The organism is Ruegeria sp. AD6, from assembly GCF_056542325.1.
On record NZ_JBQFZQ010000001.1, the window covers coordinates 409,225 to 429,938 of the forward strand.

The 20,714-nt window shown below is 60.1% G+C and carries 22 protein-coding genes; 11 read left to right on the forward strand and 11 right to left on the reverse strand.

All coding sequences use genetic code 11. The features are described from left to right. Nucleotides 1-169 precede the first annotated feature (169 nt). Both ACR0KJ_RS01925 and ACR0KJ_RS01930 read left to right on the forward strand, forming a co-directional pair. Nucleotides 170-1,465: an adenylosuccinate synthase gene (locus ACR0KJ_RS01925; RefSeq protein ID WP_170517796.1), complete on the forward strand. Its 1,296-nt coding sequence runs from the start codon at nucleotides 170-172 to the stop codon at nucleotides 1,463-1,465. Further along, nucleotides 1,465-1,701, forward strand: a complete 237-nt coding sequence (locus tag ACR0KJ_RS01930) for a DUF2842 domain-containing protein (protein ID WP_170451519.1) — start codon at nucleotides 1,465-1,467, stop codon at nucleotides 1,699-1,701. The genes ACR0KJ_RS01925 and ACR0KJ_RS01930 overlap by 1 nt, the downstream gene beginning before the upstream one ends. Nucleotides 1,702-1,790: 89 nt before the next feature. Here ACR0KJ_RS01930 and ACR0KJ_RS01935 read toward each other — a convergent pair whose 3' ends face one another. Further along, nucleotides 1,791-3,341, reverse strand: a complete 1,551-nt coding sequence (locus tag ACR0KJ_RS01935; RefSeq protein WP_170451517.1) for a midas domain-containing protein — start codon at nucleotides 3,339-3,341, stop codon at nucleotides 1,791-1,793. Between the two features lie 153 nt (nucleotides 3,342-3,494). Here ACR0KJ_RS01935 and ACR0KJ_RS01940 point away from each other — a divergent pair, with 153 nt between their 5' ends. Further along, on the forward strand, nucleotides 3,495-4,172 hold the full coding sequence (locus tag ACR0KJ_RS01940; protein WP_480625852.1) for a thiamine diphosphokinase: 678 nt from the start codon (nucleotides 3,495-3,497) through the stop codon (nucleotides 4,170-4,172). Here the strand turns inward: ACR0KJ_RS01940 and ACR0KJ_RS01945 are convergent. The 4 genes from ACR0KJ_RS01945 to ACR0KJ_RS01960 are packed head-to-tail and all read right to left on the reverse strand — an operon-like array spanning nucleotide 4,117 to nucleotide 7,591. After that, the gene (locus ACR0KJ_RS01945; protein WP_480625853.1) at nucleotides 4,117-5,031 is read right to left on the reverse strand and encodes a DMT family transporter; all 915 of its coding nucleotides are present in this window, start codon (nucleotides 5,029-5,031) and stop codon (nucleotides 4,117-4,119) included. The genes ACR0KJ_RS01940 and ACR0KJ_RS01945 overlap by 56 nt on opposite strands. 45 nt (nucleotides 5,032-5,076) lie before the next feature. Next, nucleotides 5,077-5,493, reverse strand: a complete 417-nt coding sequence (locus ACR0KJ_RS01950) for a GFA family protein (RefSeq protein ID WP_170451511.1) — start codon at nucleotides 5,491-5,493, stop codon at nucleotides 5,077-5,079. 21 nt (nucleotides 5,494-5,514) lie between these two features. Next, nucleotides 5,515-6,888, reverse strand: coding sequence for an L-serine ammonia-lyase (locus ACR0KJ_RS01955; protein WP_170451509.1), 1,374 nt, complete (start codon nucleotides 6,886-6,888; stop codon nucleotides 5,515-5,517). Nucleotide 6,889: 1 nt separating this feature from the next. Next, entirely contained in the window at nucleotides 6,890-7,591 is a 702-nt protein-coding gene (locus ACR0KJ_RS01960; RefSeq protein ID WP_480581690.1) for a glutathione S-transferase family protein, read from the reverse strand. A 169-nt stretch (nucleotides 7,592-7,760) separates the two neighbouring features. Here ACR0KJ_RS01960 and rpiA point away from each other — a divergent pair, with 169 nt between their 5' ends. The 7 genes from rpiA (at nucleotide 7,761) to ACR0KJ_RS01995 (ending at nucleotide 15,098) form a co-directional block, all read left to right on the forward strand. After that, nucleotides 7,761-8,549 (forward strand): ribose-5-phosphate isomerase RpiA, encoded by a 789-nt coding sequence (rpiA, locus tag ACR0KJ_RS01965; RefSeq protein WP_480625854.1) that lies wholly within the window; start codon nucleotides 7,761-7,763, stop codon nucleotides 8,547-8,549. 126 nt (nucleotides 8,550-8,675) lie between these two features. Beyond that, nucleotides 8,676-10,034 (forward strand): glutathione-disulfide reductase, encoded by a 1,359-nt coding sequence (gor, locus tag ACR0KJ_RS01970; protein WP_170621593.1) that lies wholly within the window; start codon nucleotides 8,676-8,678, stop codon nucleotides 10,032-10,034. A 72-nt stretch (nucleotides 10,035-10,106) separates the two neighbouring features. Further along, complete coding sequence (gene hflK / locus ACR0KJ_RS01975) at nucleotides 10,107-11,249, forward strand: FtsH protease activity modulator HflK (protein ID WP_480625855.1); 1,143 nt, start codon at nucleotides 10,107-10,109, stop codon at nucleotides 11,247-11,249. Beyond that, a complete protein-coding gene (gene hflC, locus ACR0KJ_RS01980) occupies nucleotides 11,249-12,127 on the forward strand; it encodes a protease modulator HflC (protein WP_170451499.1) in 879 nt (292 codons plus the stop codon). Before hflK ends, hflC begins: the two co-directional genes overlap by 1 nt. Beyond that, the gene (locus ACR0KJ_RS01985) at nucleotides 12,127-12,321 is read left to right on the forward strand and encodes a DUF2065 domain-containing protein (RefSeq protein WP_170330952.1); all 195 of its coding nucleotides are present in this window, start codon (nucleotides 12,127-12,129) and stop codon (nucleotides 12,319-12,321) included. The genes hflC and ACR0KJ_RS01985 overlap by 1 nt, the downstream gene beginning before the upstream one ends. Before the next feature lie 132 nt (nucleotides 12,322-12,453). After that, complete coding sequence (locus tag ACR0KJ_RS01990; RefSeq protein WP_480581682.1) at nucleotides 12,454-13,950, forward strand: Do family serine endopeptidase; 1,497 nt, start codon at nucleotides 12,454-12,456, stop codon at nucleotides 13,948-13,950. A 146-nt stretch (nucleotides 13,951-14,096) separates the two neighbouring features. Continuing rightward, on the forward strand, nucleotides 14,097-15,098 hold the full coding sequence (locus tag ACR0KJ_RS01995) for a DMT family transporter (RefSeq protein WP_170451497.1): 1,002 nt from the start codon (nucleotides 14,097-14,099) through the stop codon (nucleotides 15,096-15,098). Between the two features lie 191 nt (nucleotides 15,099-15,289). On the opposite strand, the gene ACR0KJ_RS02000 is transcribed toward ACR0KJ_RS01995, so the two are convergent. The 5 genes from ACR0KJ_RS02000 to ACR0KJ_RS02020 form a co-directional block, all read right to left on the reverse strand. Beyond that, complete coding sequence (locus ACR0KJ_RS02000) at nucleotides 15,290-15,958, reverse strand: Crp/Fnr family transcriptional regulator (RefSeq protein ID WP_170451495.1); 669 nt, start codon at nucleotides 15,956-15,958, stop codon at nucleotides 15,290-15,292. 136 nt (nucleotides 15,959-16,094) lie between these two features. Next, on the reverse strand, nucleotides 16,095-16,700 hold the full coding sequence (locus ACR0KJ_RS02005) for an inner membrane-spanning protein YciB (protein WP_170734515.1): 606 nt from the start codon (nucleotides 16,698-16,700) through the stop codon (nucleotides 16,095-16,097). A 16-nt stretch (nucleotides 16,701-16,716) separates the two neighbouring features. Next, entirely contained in the window at nucleotides 16,717-17,619 is a 903-nt protein-coding gene (locus ACR0KJ_RS02010) for an EamA family transporter (RefSeq protein ID WP_480625856.1), read from the reverse strand. Nucleotides 17,620-17,706: 87 nt separating this feature from the next. Continuing rightward, a complete protein-coding gene (gene ftsY, locus ACR0KJ_RS02015; RefSeq protein ID WP_480625857.1) occupies nucleotides 17,707-18,846 on the reverse strand; it encodes a signal recognition particle-docking protein FtsY in 1,140 nt (379 codons plus the stop codon). Between the two features lie 58 nt (nucleotides 18,847-18,904). Further along, nucleotides 18,905-19,540: a lysoplasmalogenase family protein gene (locus ACR0KJ_RS02020; protein ID WP_480625858.1), complete on the reverse strand. Its 636-nt coding sequence runs from the start codon at nucleotides 19,538-19,540 to the stop codon at nucleotides 18,905-18,907. A 131-nt stretch (nucleotides 19,541-19,671) separates the two neighbouring features. On the opposite strand from ACR0KJ_RS02020, the gene ACR0KJ_RS02025 reads away from it, so the two are divergent. Further along, nucleotides 19,672-20,067: a hypothetical protein gene (locus ACR0KJ_RS02025; protein WP_170621598.1), complete on the forward strand. Its 396-nt coding sequence runs from the start codon at nucleotides 19,672-19,674 to the stop codon at nucleotides 20,065-20,067. A 2-nt stretch (nucleotides 20,068-20,069) separates the two neighbouring features. On the opposite strand, the gene ACR0KJ_RS02030 is transcribed toward ACR0KJ_RS02025, so the two are convergent. Then, nucleotides 20,070-20,711 (reverse strand): glutathione S-transferase family protein, encoded by a 642-nt coding sequence (locus ACR0KJ_RS02030; protein ID WP_480625859.1) that lies wholly within the window; start codon nucleotides 20,709-20,711, stop codon nucleotides 20,070-20,072. Nucleotides 20,712-20,714: the final 3 nt, after the last annotated feature.

Sequence of the window (20,714 nt, forward strand, 5' to 3'; positions counted from 1 at the left end):
TTTTGGCCAGATGAAGCAGGGGATCCGATCTTCATCTGGCTATAAATATCCCCGCCGGAGGCATCGCGCGGCAGCGCGATTTACATCTGCGGCGAAATAGCGGTTTCCCTGTCCTCTGTGCCCCGTTATACGAGCCGAGTTTGATTACTCAGCACGAAAAGGACCGGATATGGCCAACGTGGTTGTTGTCGGCGCCCAGTGGGGTGACGAAGGAAAAGGCAAGATCGTCGACTGGCTCAGCGAGCGGGCGGACGTCATCGCGCGTTTTCAGGGTGGACATAATGCGGGGCATACTCTGGTTATCGATGGCGAGGTTTACAAGCTGAACGCACTGCCTTCAGGCGTGGTGCGTGGGGGAAAGCTGAGCGTGATCGGGAACGGCGTCGTTCTGGACCCGTGGCATCTGGTCACTGAGATCGCGTCAATCCGTAAGCAGGGCGTCGAGATCACGCCCGAGACGCTGATGATTGCTGAGAATACACCACTTATCCTGCCGATCCATGGCGAGCTGGATCGTGCGCGGGAAGAGGCGGCCAGCAAGGGCACGAAGATTGGCACCACCGGTCGCGGCATTGGTCCGGCCTATGAGGACAAGGTCGGGCGACGCTCTGTCCGTGTTGCCGATCTTGCCGATGACGCGACGCTTGAGGCGCGTGTGGACCGCGCGTTGCAGCACCATGATCCGTTGCGCAAGGGTCTGGGCATCGAAGCCGTGGATCGGGACAAGCTGATCGCCCAGCTGAAAGAGATTGCGCCGCAGATACTGCCGTTTGCCGCCCCGGTCTGGAAGGTGCTGAACGAAAAGCGCAAGGCGGGCAAGCGGATCCTGTTCGAAGGCGCGCAGGGCGCGTTGCTGGATATTGATTTCGGAACCTACCCGTTTGTGACCTCTTCCAACGTGATTGCCGGTCAGGCGGCGACGGGTGTGGGTATCGGCCCGGGGTCTGTTGATTTTGTGCTGGGCATCGTCAAAGCCTATACCACTCGTGTGGGAGAGGGGCCTTTCCCGACCGAGTTGGACGATGATGACGGGATGCGCCTGGGGACCCGTGGCCACGAATTTGGCACGGTAACAGGCCGCAAACGCCGGTGTGGCTGGTTCGATGCCTGCCTTGTGCGCCAGACCTGTGCGACCAGCGGTGTGAACGGCATATCGCTGACCAAGCTGGATGTTCTGGACGGGTTCGAGACGCTGAAAATCTGCACCGGTTATGAACTGGACGGTGAGCGGTTGGACTATCTGCCGACGGCTGCCGACCAACAGGCGCGCTGCACCCCGATCTACGAAGAGATGCCGGGTTGGAGCGAATCCACCGAAGGCGCGCGCAGCTGGGCCGACCTGCCGGCCAACGCGATCAAATACGTGCGCCGCGTCGAAGAACTGATCGAATGCCCCGTGGCGCTTTTGTCCACCAGCCCGGAGCGGGACGACACCATTCTGGTGACCGACCCGTTCGCAGATTGATGGGCAAGGACAAAAAGCCGGGCCTGAGTTACAAGGCCCGCCGCCGCTGGTCGCTGGTGATTTTGCTGGTCGGCCTGCCGCTTTACATTGTTGCGGTGGTGACCGTTGTGAACTGGCTGGATCGCCCGTCGATCCTGGTTGAGCTGTTGGTTTACATTGCCCTTGGCATTGTCTGGGCCTTGCCCTTCAAGTTCGTATTCCGGGGAGTTGGCAAAGAGGATCCGGACGAGTCTTGACTCGATACTGAGACATCGCCGCCTAAACTGCTGGCAAAAGAAAAGGGCCGAGAGGTATCTCTCGGCCCTTCGTCTTTCTGATTGAGTGATCAGCCCGCCGCGCGTTCATCATCCGGGCGGAAACCGATCAGGTTCGAGGCTGCGAACCGGCCACCGCCTGCTTTCTGGATCTTTCCGTCGCGCAGCAATTGACCAAAGGAGCGCAGGCTTTCTTCGCGGTTGAATTCGTTCTGCTTCAACGAGCGGACCTTGTTCATCAGCTGCGGGCGCGAGAACTGTTCCTGACCTTCGATGAAGGACAGATAGGCCGCCGCCGCTTCCAGAAGATCGGGCAGGGACTGCGCGCCCTGATCCTGCGCGAATTGCGCAAAGCCGCCTTCATCCGCTGCGCTGTCGTCCTGCTGCGTGGTTACGCGGCGGGGCATGACCGGGCCGGCTTCGACGGCTTCGTCGTCTACACGCTGTTCTGCAACCAGTTTCAGCGGCGCGGCGTCATCGGATTCCGGACGCATGCTGGTGACCTGAATTTCCGGGCGGCGCGGGCTGACAACCGAGGCAAGATCGCCACGGTATTGCTGGTCAGGTGATGCCTTGTCGATTTCACCTTCGGCTTCGGTGGCCGCTACAGCAGTGCGCAGGTGCGAATATGTCTCACGCGCGTCGCTGGTGGCCGGGTCGCCCATCTGTTCATCAGCTTTGGCCATCAGGCGTAGAACGTCCTGATCCGATGCGCGCTCATCCGGCTGTTTCTGGTCCACGCGGTCGGACATATCTGCCTCGACGCTCGAGATTTTGTTCAGCAGGTTGACCTCGTCGTCCAGCGTCAGAACACCGGGCGCAACGTCTTCCTGAGGTTCTTCTTCGGCTTCCGCCTTCGCTTCGTGATCGCTCAGGATGTTCAGAATGCCATCATCACCCGCATCGTCTTCAGCGATATCTTCGAAATCCGAGAACAAGACATCGGCGGGCTGATCGTCTTCCGCCTCATCTTCGAAGAACGCGGCCGGAGCAGGCGCCGGTTCTTTCATGGCCACGGGCTGCGGTTCGAACGTTGGCTTCTGCGGCTCGAGGTCTTCGGCGCTCAGCGCACCGGCCTCGAACGCGGCGGTTACGGCGTCAACCGGAGCCGGGGCGGCGCTGAGCAGGGCCGAGTCATCATCTTCGGAATAGGCGACAGGGGTGGCGTCCGAATGCGAGACCACGGCGCGGATGCGCTGGAGTTTTGCGGCGATGCTGTCGGCAGCAGGGGCAGGTACGGCATCAGCTTGTTCAAACGACGTCTGCGGCGCGGGCTGGTGCACCGGCATCGGGGCCGGAGTTCGGGCCACGTTCACCTCAGATGGTACGGGGGCAGGGGCAGGCGCGGCCAACGGTGCGGGGGAGGCTTCGGTGGCGCGCAGCAACAGGCCGCTTTCGCTTTGCCGGGCTTCCACGTGCTGCGAGGCGTCGCGCTGCGCAATACGGGTCAGCATCTCGGCGTCGGGCTGGGGGGGTTCCGAACCGAAATACCGGTCATCTGCTGCGAGGTCGCGAAAATACTCGGCAATGGACTTCATCGTTTCGAACGAGTCGTCAAACCCTTCCAAAGTGCAGGAGAAAGTCCCATAAGAAACGGTCAATACCTTGTTATTCTGTACCATCAGACGCACGTCCTCTACAAACTACGAGAGCCAACCTACCCGGAATCGGGCACACACATCGGCTCAGAACTTTCTGCATGAACCTATCATTTTGTGGTCTGAATGTGTCCAAATCCGGGAAAAATGATCAATCTTAGAAAAAATGAGCCGATTGTGCGTTCAAACGGTCCAATTGGCCTGTTTGGAGGGGGATTTGTCGGGTTTGATGACCTGGATTTGGTGCTGAATCGCGTCAGATCGGTTGTCGCGGCGGATGGCGGAGCGGCCATTTTGGTCGATTCGGACATAATTCCCGAGGCCGTGATCGGCGATTTCGATTCGATGAGTGAGCCTGTGAAGGCGCAGCTGCCAGCGGATCGGTTGTTTCAAATCTCAGAGCAGAACAGTACGGATTTCGACAAGGCGCTGAGGCACATAGAGGCCCCGCTGGTGCTGGGCGCCGGGTTTCTGGGCGGGCGGTTGGATCATCAATTGGCGGTTCTGAACACTCTGGTCGCGCGCTTGGATCGTCCCTGCATCCTGCTGGGTGAACATGAGGTGGTGTTCCACGCACCGCCCCGGATCACCCTGCACCTGACACCCGGCGATATCGTGTCCTTGTTTCCGATGCGGCGTGTCACGGGTCGCAGCCAGGGTTTGGAATGGCCGATCGAAGGGTTGGTGTTCGAACCGGATGGTCGGGTCGGAACCTCGAACTGCGCGGTGTCGGATGTCGAACTGCATATGGACGGGCCGGGCATGTTGCTGATGGTGCCGCGCGCGGCGCTGGATCAGGTTATGCAGGCGTTTCTGTCGGACCAGATCGGGCGGTGGCCCTCTCACGCAGAATGACGTAGAGCCCGGCACCGATTGTGATCAGAATGCCAAACGCCGCGATCCCGTCGGGCAAGTCGTGAAAGATCAGCCAGCCGATCAGGGTCGCAACCGGGATTTCCAGATATTGCATCGGTGCCAGCGTGGCCGACGGCGCATAGCGCAGCGACCAGGTCATCAGCAGATGCGCGACCGTTCCCAGCACGCCGATGGCCAGCAACAGCCAGTGGGTGTTGCCAGCGGGGATGATCAAGGACAATTCCCAAATCCCCGCATTGGTGCCCCAAAGGACCACCGGCAGCAGCAGGACCGTGGCAAACACCCCGGACACGGCCTGCAGGGAGACCGGATCGGTTTCCTTGGCGATCTGACGCGTCACCAGCATGAACAAGGCAAAAACCACGGCCACGATCAGGGGCAGCAGGGCGGGCAATCCGACCTCGGCAAAGCTGGGCTGGATCACCAGCAAGGTCCCGATGAAACCGACGATACAGGCGATCAGGCGGCGCGGGCCGACCTCTTCCTGCAAGACGTATCTCCCAAGCAGCAGCATGATGAAGGGCATGACAAAGGCGATGGCAATTGCATCCGCCAGCGGCAGAAACTGCAACGCACTGAACATGGCGGTTATGCCGATGATGTGCAGAACCGTGCGGATCAGGGTCAGCCGCAGAACGCGCCCCCGCATGCGCCATGGCCGTCCCGTGACTGCAATCAGCGGGATCAGAATCGCCGCCTGTATGGCAAAGCGCACCAGCACCAGCAGGCCCAGAGGCGTTGTTTCCCCCAATAGCTTGGCCATCGAGTCGCCAAGCGGCGCAAGCACGCAAAAGCCGAGCATCAGAACGATGCCGAATACGGGACGATCCTGGGTCATGGTCGCGACGCTAGCGGTTTCGCGGCGCGGGGGAAAGCTCTGTTCTCAGGCGTCCGGAAGGGGTTGGACCTTGGTGTAATCCGGGCCGGTGCAGGTCGGCAGACCATCATCCAGATGCAGCCAGTCCAGTTTCTCTTCATGCGACACATGCAGGGTCGGTTGCAGCGCTTCGGGGGTTTCCAGCGTCGCAACATACAAGTGCAGCACATCCGACATCTTGGCCGAGCGGAAAGAGATCGGCGTTCCGCAATGCGGGCAGAATGTGCGCACGACACCGGGAGAGGAATTGAAACTCTTCGGTTCCTCTTTGGTCCAGCGCCATTGGGTGTCGCGGACCGCGAAATAGGTGGTCATGGGTGCGGCGCATTGGCGGCGGCAGCTGTCGCAATGACACGAGACGCAGGACAGGATCGGAGGATCAACCTCAAACGCGATCCTGCCGCATAGGCAATGTCCACGCATGATGCCGCCTCCTGTCTGACCTCAGCAGTTTGGGATGTTCACAGCCAAGCCGCCAAGCGATGTCTCTTTGTACTTCTCATGCATATCATGCCCGGTCTGGCGCATGGTTTCTATGACGGAATCCAAGGGTACGAAATGCTTGCCGTCCCCGCGCAATGCCAGCGACGCGGCCGAGACGGCCTTGATCGCGCCCAGGCCGTTGCGCTCGATACAGGGCACCTGCACCAGACCCGCGACCGGATCGCAGGTCATGCCCAGATGATGTTCCAAGGCGATCTCGGCGGCGTTTTCCACCTGCTCGGGCGTGCCGCCCATCACGGCGCACAAACCGGCGGCGGCCATGGCCGAGGCGCTGCCAACCTCGGCCTGACATCCCGCTTCGGCCCCCGAAATCGAGGCGTTGAATTTCACCAGACCCCCAATAGCGGCGGCGGTCAGCAGGAAATCCTCGATATGGCTTTCCGATGCACCGGGCACGTGGTCCAGGTAATAGCGCAGAACCGCAGGCAGAACGCCCGCCGCACCGTTGGTGGGGGCGGTGACAACCTGGCCTCCGGCTGCGTTTTCCTCGTTCACGGCCATGGCGTAAACGCTCATCCAGTCGTTGATCGTGTGCGGCGCAGTCAGGTTCATGCCGCGTTCAGCCATCAGCGCGTCATAGATGCCCTTGGCGCGGCGACGCACGCTCAGACCGCCGGGCAGAATGCCATCGGTGTGCAGGCCACGTTCGATGCAATCGTTCATCACTTGCCACAGACGCGCGCTTCCTTTGGCGAAACTGTCCGCGCATCCGCGCGCGATTTCGTTCTCGCGCTTCATCTGGGCGATGGACTTACCGCTGGAGGCGGCCATCTCCAGCATCTCGACCGCTGACTTGAAGGGGAACGGAACGGGTGCGCCTTCATCTGTCGCTTTGCCTTCGGCCAGTTCCTCTTCGGTCAGAACAAAGCCGCCGCCGATGGAATAGAACACCTGCCGCAGGATCACATCGCCCTGCGCATCGGTGGCCATCAGGATCATGCCATTGGCGTGGCCGGGCAGGTTGTGGTCGTAGTCAAAGACCAGATCTGCCTTGGGGTCGAACTTCAGGGTCGGCAGCCCCTCAGGCGTGACCGTATGCGTCTCGGCAATCGCGGCCATGGCAGCCTCGGCCTTGTCGTTGTCATAGGTGTCGGGCACGAACCCGGCCAGACCAAGAATTGTCGCCCGGTCGGTGGCATGTCCCACACCCGTAAACGCCAATGACCCGTGCAGCGATCCGCGCAGCCCGGCGAACTCAAACGGTGAGGCGCGCATCATGTCAAGGAAACGCGCCGCAGCGACCATCGGGCCCATTGTGTGTGATGAGGACGGGCCGATGCCGACTTTGAACATATCAAAAACGGAAAGGAACATGTCAGATAGCTGAGCCTTCTGGAGGGTTGGCGTGGATCGGAGAGGTGAACGGGGTGACACCAAGACCTTCGGCTGCAACGGCCGCACGGGTCGCGGGGCGGGATTCAAGCTGCATCAGGATAGCCTGCAGATACGGCGTGTCCGCCAACTGATACCAGCTGCGATCCGCGCTTGCCGGGTACAGCGCCATCCAGCGCATCATGCAGGCGAGGTAGTAGGTCAGGATCGATGGTTTGTCAGCGTTCAGCCAGTCAGGGGCCTTTGCGGCCTCGGTATCCAGATGTTTCAGATGGGTGCGCAGCCTTGGACGGATACCTTGGCGCAAAGGCTCGGCCTGCGCGGCATCGATGTATTTCTCGGCATAGAACAGAATGCGCAGATCGGCATGCAGCGTGTTTGACGCAAAGAACAGCCATTTCAGGAACGCCGCCCGATCCGGGCTGTCCGGTGCAGGGGCAAGTTGCCCATGTGTGTCAGCCAACCACAACAGAATGGCCGCTGTTTCAAATATTGGTCCGTTGGGCGTTTCCAGAACCGGGATCAGCCCGTTTGGGTTCAGCGCACGATAGGCCACGCTGTCCTGTTCGTTCTGCCGCCGGTCGACCAAAACGGTGTCATAGGGTTGGCCCATCTCTTCCAACACCAGCCGGATCACCAGCGAGGCGTTGTCGGGGGCATAGTGCAGGCGGTAGGACGTCGTCATGAGGTCTATTTATACCGCACCGCAAATCCAAAAAGACATGATTGCGACGTTTCCTATCGGAAACGCGTAGTCTTGCGACATCTTTCGCAGGGATGCCGGGTGAATTGGGTCTCGAAGTCGCGATGTGCATTCCGTATAAGTCTGGCAGACCAATCAGGGAATGCTGCCAATGACCGGAGAATTGTCGCCAATCGATACCGCAAAATACGTCGCGGCCCGACGCGCGGCAGAGATGGTCGAAGACGGGATGCGTGTCGGATTGGGAACCGGCTCGACCGCCGCCTGGCTGGTGCGACGTTTGGGTGAGCGCGCGCAGCAAGAAGGGTTGCGGTTCAAGGGTGTCCCGACCTCGACCCGTACTGCGCAACTGGCGCGTGAGGTCGGGATCGAGGTCGTCTCGCTGGATCAGGCCGGGTGGCTGGACCTTACAATTGACGGCGCGGATGAGTTTGACGGTGATCTGAACCTGATCAAGGGCGGCGGCGGCGCGCATCTTCAGGAGAAGATTGTCGCAACGGCCAGCGATCAGATGGTGGTGATCGCCGATGCAGGCAAAGAGGTCGAAACGCTGGGTGCGTTCCCTCTGCCGGTCGAGGTGATCCCGTTCGGCTGGCAAACCACGCGTACCCTGATCGAAGAGGCGCTGGATACGATGGATGTGCTTGGCACGACTTCCGCCCTGCGCATGAATGGCGAGGCGCCCTTTGTCACCGATGAAGGCAACCACATTCTGGACCTGCATCTGCAACGGATCGGTAATGCGCGCCAGATGGCACTGGTTTTGAATCAGGTGCCGGGTGTGGTCGAGAATGGCCTGTTCATCGACATCTGCGACAAGGTTGTGGTCGGCCACGGCGATGGCCGGGTCGAATTGCGCGATATCAATGCAGGCACGATCGAGATGGACCAATTGATCGGCGGCGCGCGCGAAAACCTGTTTTCGGACCTTGCGGATTGATCCCGGCGCGACCTTTGATGCAAGCATCCGTGAAAAAACCGAAATATGTGCATCAAGGGGTTGGCAGTCTGGTTTTTGCGCCCAGATACCCAGAGACTTTTTGAAAGCTGAACGAAGGAACCCAGCATGAGCTTTGACTATGATCTGTTCGTCATCGGAGGCGGCTCGGGCGGGGTTCGCGCGGCGCGCGTCGCCGCTGGCGAAAACGGAGCCAAAGTGGCACTGGCGGAAGAGGATCGCTATGGCGGCACCTGTGTGATCCGGGGCTGTGTGCCGAAGAAACTGATGGTGTTTGCCAGCGAGTTTTCGGGCATGGTCGGCGATGCGCAAGCCTATGGCTGGGACATTCAGCCCGGCGCGCTGAACTGGAACACGTTCCACGACAAGCTGGTGGCCGAACTGGATCGTCTGGAAGGCATCTACCGCAATATCCTGAAGAACAACGGCGTTGAAAGCTTTGATCAGCGCGCCCGTGTCGTTGATCCGCATACCGTCGAACTGGCTGATGGCACTCGCAAGACCGCCAAGCACATCCTGATTGCCACTGGCGGTCGCCCGGTTGTACCGGACTTTCCGGGCTCGGATCTGGCGATTACTTCGAACGAGATTTTCCACCTGGAGAAGCTGCCCGAAAGCATCCTGATCGTCGGGGGCGGCTATATCGCCAGCGAGTTTGCGGGGATTATGAACGGGATGGGTGTAAAGACCACTCAGTTCTATCGCGGGGCACAAATCCTGCGCGGCTTCGATGAAGAGGCACGCGGGCTGATCTGTGAAGAGATGCGCCAGAACGGCATCGATGTGCGTCTGGGCACCAACGTGCTTGAGATGGCCAAAGAAGGCGAGAAGATCCGCGTCAAAGCCACGGATGGCACCGAGGATCAGTTCGACGTGGTCATGTATGCCACGGGCCGTGCGCCCAATGCCGACAATCTGGGTCTTGAAGAGGTCGGGATCGAGCGCGGCCGCAAGGGCGAGATCATCGTGGATGAATACAGCCAGACGGGTGTACCTTCGATCTACGCCATCGGTGACGTGACCGACCGTGTGAACCTGACCCCGGTTGCGATCCGCGAAGGCATGGCCTTTGTCGAAACCGTGTTCAAAGGCAACCCAACGCCTGTGGATCACGAGTTGATCCCGACCGCGATCTTCACCCAGCCGGAATTCGGCACCGTGGGCCTCAGCGAAGAAGATGCGGCAGCGCAGGAGCCGATTGAGGTCTATGCGACCTCGTTCAAACCGATGCAAAAGGCGTTTGCCGGAGGAACGCAGCGGGTTCTGATGAAGCTGCTTGTCAGTCAGGCGACGCGAAAGGTGCTGGGATGTCATATCGTTGCGCCGGGCGCGGGTGAGATGATCCAGCTGGCAGGCATTGCCGTAAAGATGGGCGCAACCAAGGAAGATTTCGACCGTACAGTCGCGGTTCATCCCGTGATGGCCGAAGAACTGGTGACAATGCGGCAACCTGTGCGCACTGCTTGATTTGCAAGCGCGCGCACACAAGTTACAAGAGACCCCGTGATCACACGGGCCTAAACGAAGGAATTGATACATATGGCGGGCAACAGCGGTGGCCCCTGGGGGGGCGGAGGCTCCTCGGGCGACGGAGGAAATCGGGGAAATAACGGGGACGGGCGCAAGCCCCCCGAAGGCGACGGCCCGCAGATCCCCGAGATCGATGAGCTGATGAAAAAAGGCCAGGAACAGCTGCGCGTCCTGATGGGCGGTCGCGGCGGTGGCCGTGGCGGCAATGGTCAGGGTTCGGGCGGCGGTGGCCCGATCTTTACCAAAGGCACTGTAATAATCGGTGGCTTGGTGGCGATTGGCCTTTGGGCGGCTGCAAGTTTCTACACGGTTAAGCCGGAAGAACAGTCTGTTGAGCTGTTTCTGGGCGAATTCTCAGCCGTGGGTAATCCCGGTCTGAACTTTGCGCCTTGGCCCGTGGTGACCGCCGAGGTTATCCCGGTGACCCGTGAACAAACCGAAGATATGGGCGGTACACGCGGCAGCGACGACGGTCTGATGCTGACCGGCGACGAAAACGTGGTCGACATAGATTATCAGGTCGTCTGGAACATCAACGACCCGGCCAAGTTCCTGTTCAACCTGCGCGACCCGCGCCAGACAATTCGCGCCGTGTCGGAGTCGGCGATGCGTGAGATCATTGCGCAAAGCGAGCTGGCTCCGATTCTGAACCGGGATCGTGGCGTCATTGCCGAGCGTCTTCAGGAACTGATCCAATCGACCATGGACAGCTATGATTCGGGTGTGAACATCATCCGTGTGAACTTTGACAAGGCCGACCCGCCGCAGGACGTGATCGCCGCTTTCCGCGACGTACAGGCCGCTGCGCAGGAACGTGACCGGCTGCAGAACGTCGCCGACGCCTATGCCAACCGTGTTCTGGCGGAAGCCCGTGGTGAAGCCGCGCAGGTTCTGGAAGAAGCCGAAGCCTATCGCGCCCAGCAGATCAACAGCGCGCAAGGTGAGGCAAGCCGTTTCAGCGCGGTTCTCGAAGAATACACCAAAGCGCCTGATGTGACCCGCAAACGCCTGTATCTGGAACGGATGGAGCAGGTTCTGGGTGATGTCGACAAGATCATCCTCGACGAGAACTCGACCGGTCAGGGGCAGGGCGTTGTGCCATATCTGCCGCTGAACGAACTGCGTCGCACCCCAGCCGCGGAGAGCAACTGATGCGTAAGTCACCCATTATCCTGATCATCGTTGCAATTCTGGCCGTTGCCGGGTTGTCCTCGATCTTCATCGTGGACGAGCGTGAACGTGCGCTGGTTCTGCAATTCGGTCGTGTTGTCGCCGTGAAGGAAGAGCCCGGTCTGGCGTTCAAAATCCCGCTGATTCAGGAAGTCGTTCGGTACGACGATCGGATTCTGTCGATTGACGTGCAGCCATTGGAAGTCACCCCGCTGGATGATCGTCGTCTGGTGGTTGACGCATTCGCGCGTTACCGGATCTCCGATCTTGAACAGTTCCGTCAGGCCGTTGGTGTTGGCGGTGTACCGGTCGCCGAAGATCGCCTGGACCGCATCCTGCGCGCCGAAACGCGGGAAGTTCTGGGTTCGGTATCCTCGCGGGATATCCTGAGTTCCGACCGAGCGGCCCTGATGCTGCGCATCCGCAACAGCGCGATTGCCGAAGCGCGGGCGCTGGGCGTCAACGTGATCGACGTGCGCCTGAAAGCGACCGACCTGCCGCAGGCCAACCTCGAAGCCACCTTCGACCGGATGAAGGCAGAACGCGAGCGTGAAGCAACCGACGAACGTGCACGCGGTAACGAAGCCGCGCAGCGGGTTCGCGCGCAGGCCGACCGGACCGTGGTGGAACTGGTGTCCGACGCCAACCGTGAGGCAGAGATCATTCGCGGTGAAGCCGACGCCGAACGCAACGCGATCTTCGCCGAAGCCTTTGGCAAAGACCCGGAGTTCTTCGAATTCTATCGCTCGCTGTCGGCCTATGAACGCGCGCTGGGCGGTAGCAACAGCTCGATGGTGCTGAGCCCGGATTCCGAGTTCTTCAACTACCTTAAATCGCCCACCGGGCAGGCGACCCAGTAATGGGTATGATCCTTCTGGCCTTCGGGCTGGTTCTGATTGTCGAGGGGCTGGCCTATGCGCTGGCCCCTTCGCTTATTGAACGTATGCTCGAGGCGTTGCGATCATTGCCGGAACAGGCGCGACGACTTGCAGGGCTTTTGTGTGTTGTCAGCGGTCTGGTCCTGCTTTGGGGCGCGTATCAGGTCGGGTTTTAACCCATCTGTTTCACTTGGTGGTGATTTCCCCGCGATCCTGAGTTGCGAGTGGGAACAAACCGACTACATTGGTTGCCAAGAAAGGTCTGCCTGCGGGCGGACAACAAGGATTTGACGACAAGGAGTTCCCAAGTGCAGGCACAAGCACGCAGTATTTCCGTCCGGCGGGACGATGGTGTTGGTTTCATGCGGCTGATGTGGCTGGCATTTGCGGGGATGATCCTGATCGCGGCGCAAACCGTGGCGGCCTATGCGCGCGGGGAAAGCCTTGCGCCGCTGGCGGAGCAGATCAGCCCGGCGGTAGTGAACATCACCACATCCACGCTGATCGAAGGCCAGACCGGACCGCAGGGTATCGTGCCCGAAGGATCCCCGTTCGAGGATTTCTTTCGCGAGTTTCAGGACCGAAACGGGGACGACGACGATGACAATCGCCCCCGTCGCAGCAATGCGCTGGGGTCGGGGTTTGTGATCTCCGAGGACGGTTACATCGTGACCAACAATCACGTCATTGCCGAAGCGGACGAGATTCTGGTCGAGTTCTTCCCGGGCGACGGTCAGCCCAAGAAAGAACTGCCCGCCAAGGTGATCGGAACGGATGAGAAAACCGATATCGCGCTGCTCAAGGTCGAGGCCACGGGGCCGCTGCAATATGTGCAGTTCGGTGACAGCGACATTGCGCGCGTCGGCGATTGGGTGATCGCGATGGGCAACCCGCTGGGGCAGGGATTCTCGGTTTCTGCCGGGATCGTCTCGGCCCGGAACCGGGCGCTGAGCGGGTCATATGACGACTACATCCAGACCGACGCGGCGATCAACCGGGGCAACTCGGGCGGTCCTTTGTTCAACATGAATGGCGAGGTGATCGGCGTGAACACCGCGATCCTGTCGCCCAATGGCGGCTCGATCGGGATCGGCTTCTCGATGGCCTCGAACGTGGTTGTGAAAGTGGTCGACCAGCTGCGCGAGTTCGGAGAAACTCGCCGTGGCTGGCTGGGTGTACGCATTCAGGACGTGACCGAGGATATGGCCGAGGCGATGGGTCTGGAAAAACCCGGTGGCGCGTTGATCAGCGACGTGCCGGATGGTCCGGCCAAGGATGCGGGGCTGAAAGCGGGCGACGTGATCCTCAGCTTTGACGGGGTCGAGGTCGAGGATACCCGTGGTCTGGTGCGTCAGGTCGGCGAAACCACCGTGGGCAAATCTGTCCGCGTTGTGGTCAGCCGCGATGGTGCCACGCAGACCATTCTGGTCACTCTGGGTCGCCGTGAAGATGCCGAGCGGGCCGAGAACGGGGAAGAGGACACCCCGGACGCGCCAGCCGACGAAAACACCGACATTCTGGGCCTCACAATCTCGCCGCTCAGCGACACGCTGCGCGAGGATCTGGGGCTGGACGCGGATGCCGAAGGGCTGGTGGTGTCGGATGTGGACGAAGCATCCGAGGCCTATGCCAAGGGCCTGCGCGCTGGTGATCTGATCACAGAAGCCGGTCAGCAGAAGGTTGTGACGGTCGAGGACCTTGAAGCGCGCATGGAAGAAGCCCGGACTGCAGGGCGCAAATCCTTGCTGCTGCTGGTCCGTCGCGGCGGTGACCCACGCTTTGTGGCGCTGAGTCTGGAGGAATAACGGACCGGGCGCAGGAACGCGTCGTAAGGACATGAAAAGGGGCTCCGATCCGGGGCCTCTTTTTCTTTTGGAACGGCGGGGAATTGCGACCATCCATTATGTCGCAAACGGAAGTGACCTGACCCAAGGCCCGTGTTACTGGCCGGATGAAAGGGTATCCCGTGGCAGAACATCAGAAATTACAAAACCCTACCGTCGGCATCGCCTTCATCCTGTTCGGCATGTTGGCGATTTCGTTCAACGATATGATGATCAAGTTCCTGTCGGGCGGTTACCCTCTGCATCAGATGGTTTTCGCCCGGTCCTTTATCGGGATCGGCTTCAGTCTGGCTCTGGTTCAGTTGGAAGGCGGCTGGCGCATTCTGAAAACGGATCAACCCGGTCTGCACCTGCTACGGGCCATATTCATCGTGATCGCGAACCTCACTTTTTTCAGCGCCCTGGCCGTCATGCCATTGGCCGAGGCCACGGCTGTTTTCTTCGTGGCGCCATTGATGATCACGTTGCTGAGCATTCCGCTGCTGGGCGAAAAGGTCGGGCCGTTGCGCATCGGCGCGGTTTTGGTGGGGTTTGCCGGTGTGATCATCATGACGCGCCCGTGGGAAAGCGGGGCCGAGCGCTCAGTCAGCCTGTGGGTTTACGCACTGCCCGTGGCGGCGGCGTTCACCTATGCGCTGAACAACGTGATGACGCGGTTTCTGGGCGCGAAATCCAAGGCGTCTGCAATGGCGGTCTATGTCCAGTCCGCGTTCATCGCCATCAGCATCCTGTTCTGGGCCGTGGCCGGGGATGGGCGTTTTGCAGAGGGGCTGGAGAACGAAAGCCTTGTGTTTCTTCTGCGGGCCTGGGTCTGGCCCGAGGGGCGAGACGTCTGGCTTTTTGCGGGCCTCGGTCTGAATTCTGCCATCATCGGCTATTGTTTGGGGCAGGCGTATCGCATGGCCGACGCGGCCACTGTAGCGCCGTTCGAATATGTGGGGCTGCCTTTGGCGATCTTTTGGGGCTGGGCGATCTGGGGTGAATGGCCCGATCTGCCGGTCGTATGGGGGATCGTTTTGATTCTGGGATCCGGCCTGTTTGTGTTCCTTCGGGAAAAGCAAAAGAACCGAAAGGTGCTGCGCGGCAAGCGCGTGAACCGCCGGTACTGACACGTAAACCCGCCGTGCCACCCCCTTGAAGGTAAATGAGCCATATGCCGGGACAGCATATGGCTCAGGTACAGGGAGAGGTCAGTGGACAGATATCGGGGATGATTCTCTGACCTCCTACGGTAACAAGATCACGCTAGCTTGAACCTGGGTTCTGTTCTGTGAACCAGTTCACACGGGCGCATCTGTCGTCAGATCAAATCCGATTCGGCCAGCTCGCGCAGGGCTTCGAAATCCTGAATTTGCAGACCGCCACGGGAGGCCTCGACCACGTTGTCGCGTTTCCAGGTCGAGATGGTCTTGGACACGGCTTCGCGCGTTGCACCGACAAACTCGGCCAGTTCGCTTTGCGACAAGGTGATGCGTTCGTTGGGGTTGTCCTGCAGGTTGGACAGGTGCAGCAGCTTGCGGGCCAGTCGGATCGGCATCGGCAGAAAGACCTGCTCGTTCAATTGCGATCCCATCCAGCGCATGCGCAGACCGGCCAGACGCACCATATCAACGGCCAGATCGGGGTGTTGGCGGAGTTGGTTCATGACATCGCGCCGCCTAACGCGCAGGACACGTGTGGGCTCGGCCGCGGCAACCGTTGCGGTGCGCGGGCCGCTGTCGAACAGGGCGATCTCACCAAAGACTTCACCCGGGCGCATCAGGGTCAGCGACAGTTTGCGGCCGCTCATGGCGAGAAACGACACCTCAAGCGTCCCTTCGATGATCGCATAAAGCGCATCGCCTTCATCCCCTTGTTCAAACAAGGTTTCGTCCTGGTCCAGGGATATTTCGGAAGCAAGCGCCGAGAGCATATCTCGTAGCTCGTCTGAGGCTTCGGACAAAAAGCCACTATTGGGAAAGGCCGTCATGCGGGCGGTGAACTCCGGCTGTGAATGGTGAGTGGTGCCTTAACCTTTCACAGCTTGCCCGCTAAGCCAAGGTTTTTTGTATGGATTTGCTCTCTTTACGGTTGAACCCGACGGCATGTTCCACGGCGCAAACCGTTTATTGGCGGTCGGGGTCGTCCATGTAGTTTTGCAACAGGCTGAACTGCAGCATCAGGAACGCCATCAGGGCAATCGGAAAGCCGAAGGTTTCGATCTTGACCCACAGGTCGGTGGACAAGGTCCGCCAGACAATTTCATTGGCGACAGCCAGCACAGCAAAACAGGCGCAGAGACGACGCGTCAGGATCATCCAGCCTTCGTGTTTCATCGGCAGCATCTCGTCCAGCACATAGGCCAGATAGGATTTCCCCTGCAGCAGTCCGATGCCCAGAATCGTCGAGAAAACGCCATAGACCAGCGTGGTTTTCATTTTGAAAAACCGCTCATCATTGAACCAGGCGGTCAGCCCGCCGAAAAAGATGACCATGAAGGCGGTGAAAATCTGCAATCGGCTGAGTTTCCCGGTCAGGAACCAAAGGATGCCCATCGCGGCCAGCATCAGCGGCACGAAGATGATGGTGGCGATAATGAACCCCGAATACTCGGTGCCGCCGATCAGGAAGCTGTCATCGCGCAGGCGCAGGTAGATGAAGAAGAAGGCCAGCGGGGGCCCAAGCTCCAGCACCTGTTTCAGAAACGGGTTGATGTCTTTTTTGCCTGTCATCATGTCTTCCTGCTGCTTACCCGCCCATTTCAACTATTACGGCGCCCAATGCAATCAATGCCATCAGGGCAATGCGTCTGGGGCCAACGGTTTCTTTCAGAACCAGCCAGCCGATCAGGGCGGCGAATACGGTGGAAGTTTCACGCAAGACGGCGGCCTCGCCCACCTTGTCCAGCCGCGTGGCCAGCATGATGGACCCAAAAGACAACGGCGCGATGATGCCGCCCGCAAGCCCGCGCAGCATCAGGGGCCCGATAGCCGGACGGTTGATCATGGCGCGCCATCTGAGGAAGGCGTAGATCGGCATCGCGGCCCCGTCGATCATGAAGAACCAGGCAAGGAAGGTGAACGGGTCGGCGGTGGCGCGGATGCCATAGGCGTCATAGGTGGTATAAAGCGCCACAAACAACCCGGTGGCCACGGCCAGCGCCAGCGCGATGCCAAGCGTTTCCCGGTTGGTTTCGAGAAAGCGCAGGTTGTAGATCGCGAGGCCGAATATCCCCGCCAGAAGGACCGCCACGCCCAGCCACTGGGTGCCTGTAAAGGTTTCCCCGAACAGCAGATAGGCTCCGATCACGGTGAACAGCGGGCCGGTGCCCCGGACGACAGGATAGACGACCGTAAAGGAGCCTTTGGTATAGGCCATGGCTTGAAGCGTTTTGTAGGCGATGTGGATCAGCCAGACGACCCCAAAGATGGGCCACATATAGGGTTCAGGCCATGGCACGACGAAGAAGGCGAAGGGGGCGGCCATCAGGCAATAGCAGGCGTCGATGGCCCCCCGCGACAGCCACGGGTCGTGGCGGCCTTTTTGAAGTGCGCCGAACGCGGCGTGCAGGAAGGCAGCCATCAGCGCCAGCCCAAGGGCAAGCTGGTGGCCCGCTTCGGTGCCTTCGAGTGAGATCAGCCAGTCGCTCAAGTATCAGATCTTTGTGCTGGTGGGAGAGGCTGGGGGCTGTCTGCCCCCAGACCCCCGAAGATATTTTTAGCCAGATGAAGAATCGGATCAGCTTGGGTCGAGGCCGGTGAGGGCGGCGGCGAATTCCTCGGGGTCGAAGGGGGCGAGGTCGTCGATTTGTTCTCCGACGCCGATGGCGTGGATGGGCAGGCCGAATTTGTCTGCCAGCGCGACAAGCACGCCGCCCTTGGCGGTGCCGTCGAGTTTGGTCATCACCAGACCCGAGACGTCGGCCAAATTGCGGAAGGTTTCCACCTGGCTGAGCGCGTTTTGACCGGTGGTGGCGTCAAGCACGAGCAGGGTGTTGTGCGGGGCAGTATCGTCGACCTTGCGGATGACGCGCACGATTTTGGCCAGTTCCTCCATCAGGTCAGCGCGGTTTTGCAGGCGGCCCGCCGTGTCGATCATCAGCAGGTCTGCACCGTCTTCTTGTGCTTTGGTCAGCGCGTCGAAGGCGAGGCTGGCGGGGTCGGACCCTTCGGGGGCGGTCAGAACCGGGACGCCTGCGCGCTCGCCCCAGACTTGCAGTTGTTCGACGGCGGCGGCGCGGAACGTGTCTCCGGCGGCGATGACGACTTTTTTGCCTGCGGATTTGAACTGGCTGGCAAGCTTGCCGATGGTCGTGGTTTTGCCAGAGCCGTTGACGCCGACGACCAGAACCACCTGTGGGCGTTTGGGGTAGATAGGCAGCGGGCGGGCAACGGGTTCCATCACGCGGGCGACTTCCTGCGCCAGCAACTGCTTGATTTCGCGGGCCGAGAGTTTGCGGCCAAAGCGCCCCTCGGCCATATTGGCAGTGACGCGCAAGGCGGTGTCGACGCCCATGTCAGAGGCGATCAGCAGTTCTTCGAGCTGTTCCAGCATATCGTCATCCAGCGTGCGGCGGATTTCGGTTTTGCTTTCAGAGCGACTGAACAGACGACCCAGAAGCCCCTTGTTTTCAGGGACTTCGGGCGGCGTAGGCGCCGGGGTTGGGTCTGCGGGGGCAGGCTCGGGCACCTCGACAGGCTCGGTGGTCGGTACGGGCGTAGGAATCTCCGGCACCGGCTGCGGTTTGGGCTCGGGCTGTGGGATCACCGGATCAGCGGCGGTTTCCTCACCGCCGTCTTCGACAATGGCGTCCAGCCCCTGTTCAAGGCGTGAAGAGGATTTGAACAGCTTGTCCTTCAGCTTTGAAAAAAACGCCATTTTCGATCTCCGCAGGTGTTCCCCCCACCTAATGCGGATTTACCCGAGTTGCAAAGGGTCAGGTAAAGGCAATCAGAAGCCCGGCTTGCGCCACCCAATAGAGCGGCCAGATCGCATAGGGTGTGAGTTTCAGGGCCGGGTGGTTTGGGGGCAGAAGGAACTTTTCGGTCGCCAGAACCAGATCCGAGGCGATGAATGCCAGCGCGGCTGGAAGGGCCCAGACCAGCATGCCAGTGGGCGGCAGGGACAGGACCGATATTCCCATTCCGAGAATGATGGGGATATAGATCAGCACAGGGACCTTCAGATCGCCGGCGCGGGGCGGGAGGATTGTCATGACGACGACACCCAGAAGGATCAGTGACCAGAAAACCCCCGGTCGATCAAGGATGAGGTCTGCGGCGCTGGCAGGATGAGACAGGAACAGGGCAATATAGGCGATATGGCCTGCCGCAAACGCGCCGATGCCTGCCATGAAGGTTGCCTCGGACTCGCGTGAGAGCAAGGCGTCCCCGACCGCGCAGAGCGCCAGCGCGACGATCAGCAGCATCGCGCCGCCTTCAAGTGCTGCGATCAGGGCCAGCACTGCGACCGAGGCGGTTTTGAGCACCGTTCGCGCAGCACCTGCCGGGCGCGGTGCCAAGGGGAGATAGACCAGTGCGCATGCCGCTGCGATCCAAAACAGGACGGTCATGTCGTATCCTCTCGGTTGTTTTGGGCCTACTGTCCTTCCTGATCTGCAGCCCAGGCAACAGGTGACGTAGAGGCAGGCGAAACCGGGCAATGCGATTAGCCTTGGCTGCCGGTATCTGACACTATGGTCGCATGGTGAGGTATCTTGCGATTCTACTGGCCCTCTCGGCCCAAGCCGTTGGCGCGCAAACAGCGCTTTCCGGCGCGGAGTTCGATGAGTATACGCGCGGAAAAACCCTGTTTTATGGTTTCCAAGGGAAGGTTTATGGGGTTGAGCAGTATCTGCCCGATCGGCGTGTCATCTGGTCGTTTCTGGACGGGCAGTGCAAGAAAGGCGTCTGGTATCAGCGTGAGGAACAGATCTGTTTTGTCTACGAAGACAGGCTGGATCCGCAATGCTGGGTGTTCAAACGGTCCGGCGGTGGCCTGATCGCGCGGCCAGACGGCGATCCTCAGGCAACCGAGCTGTATGGGATCGAGGATCTGGGCCAGGACATGGTGTGCCTTGGTCCCGAGGTCGGGGTCTGATCCTAGTTTACGCGAAGGTCGTCGTAGCTGATCATGACGTGTTCCTGATACGCAGGTCGCTGGCTCAGCCTGTCAAAGTAACGTTGTAGATTTGGTAAAGGTGCCCTTGGGATGTCGATATCATAATATCGGTACAGGATGTGACCCAACTGGATGTCGGCCAAAGTCAGGTCAGCTCCGGCAATGAAGGCCCTTCCTACAAGCTGCGTGTCCGCAATTTCAAGTTTTCTTTCAAGGGCTTTTACGGCGGAGTTGATGGATTTTTCATCCTGCTCTGACTTGGCCGTTCGCACAACCTGCCAGAACACGGGAACGGTGAAGGCCATCGCAATGTTGATCTTGGCCCATTCGGCCCATTTGTCGACCTCGGCCCGATGAGCCGAGTCTTTGGGCCAAAAGGTGTCGGGCCCGTAGCGGTCGGCGAGATAGCGCAGGATTGCTCCGGTCTCCCAAAGGGGTGGGTTGGGGCCGTCCTGTATCACGGGGATGGTGCGGTTTTGGTTCAGGTTCGCGAAGTCCGGCGTGTCCAGACCGCCGAAACGATGGCCGACATCGTGTCGTTCATAATCCAGGCCCAGTTCGCCGACGCACCACATCAGAGCCTGCACATTGGATGACGTTTTGCGGCCCCAGATCGTCAGCATGGC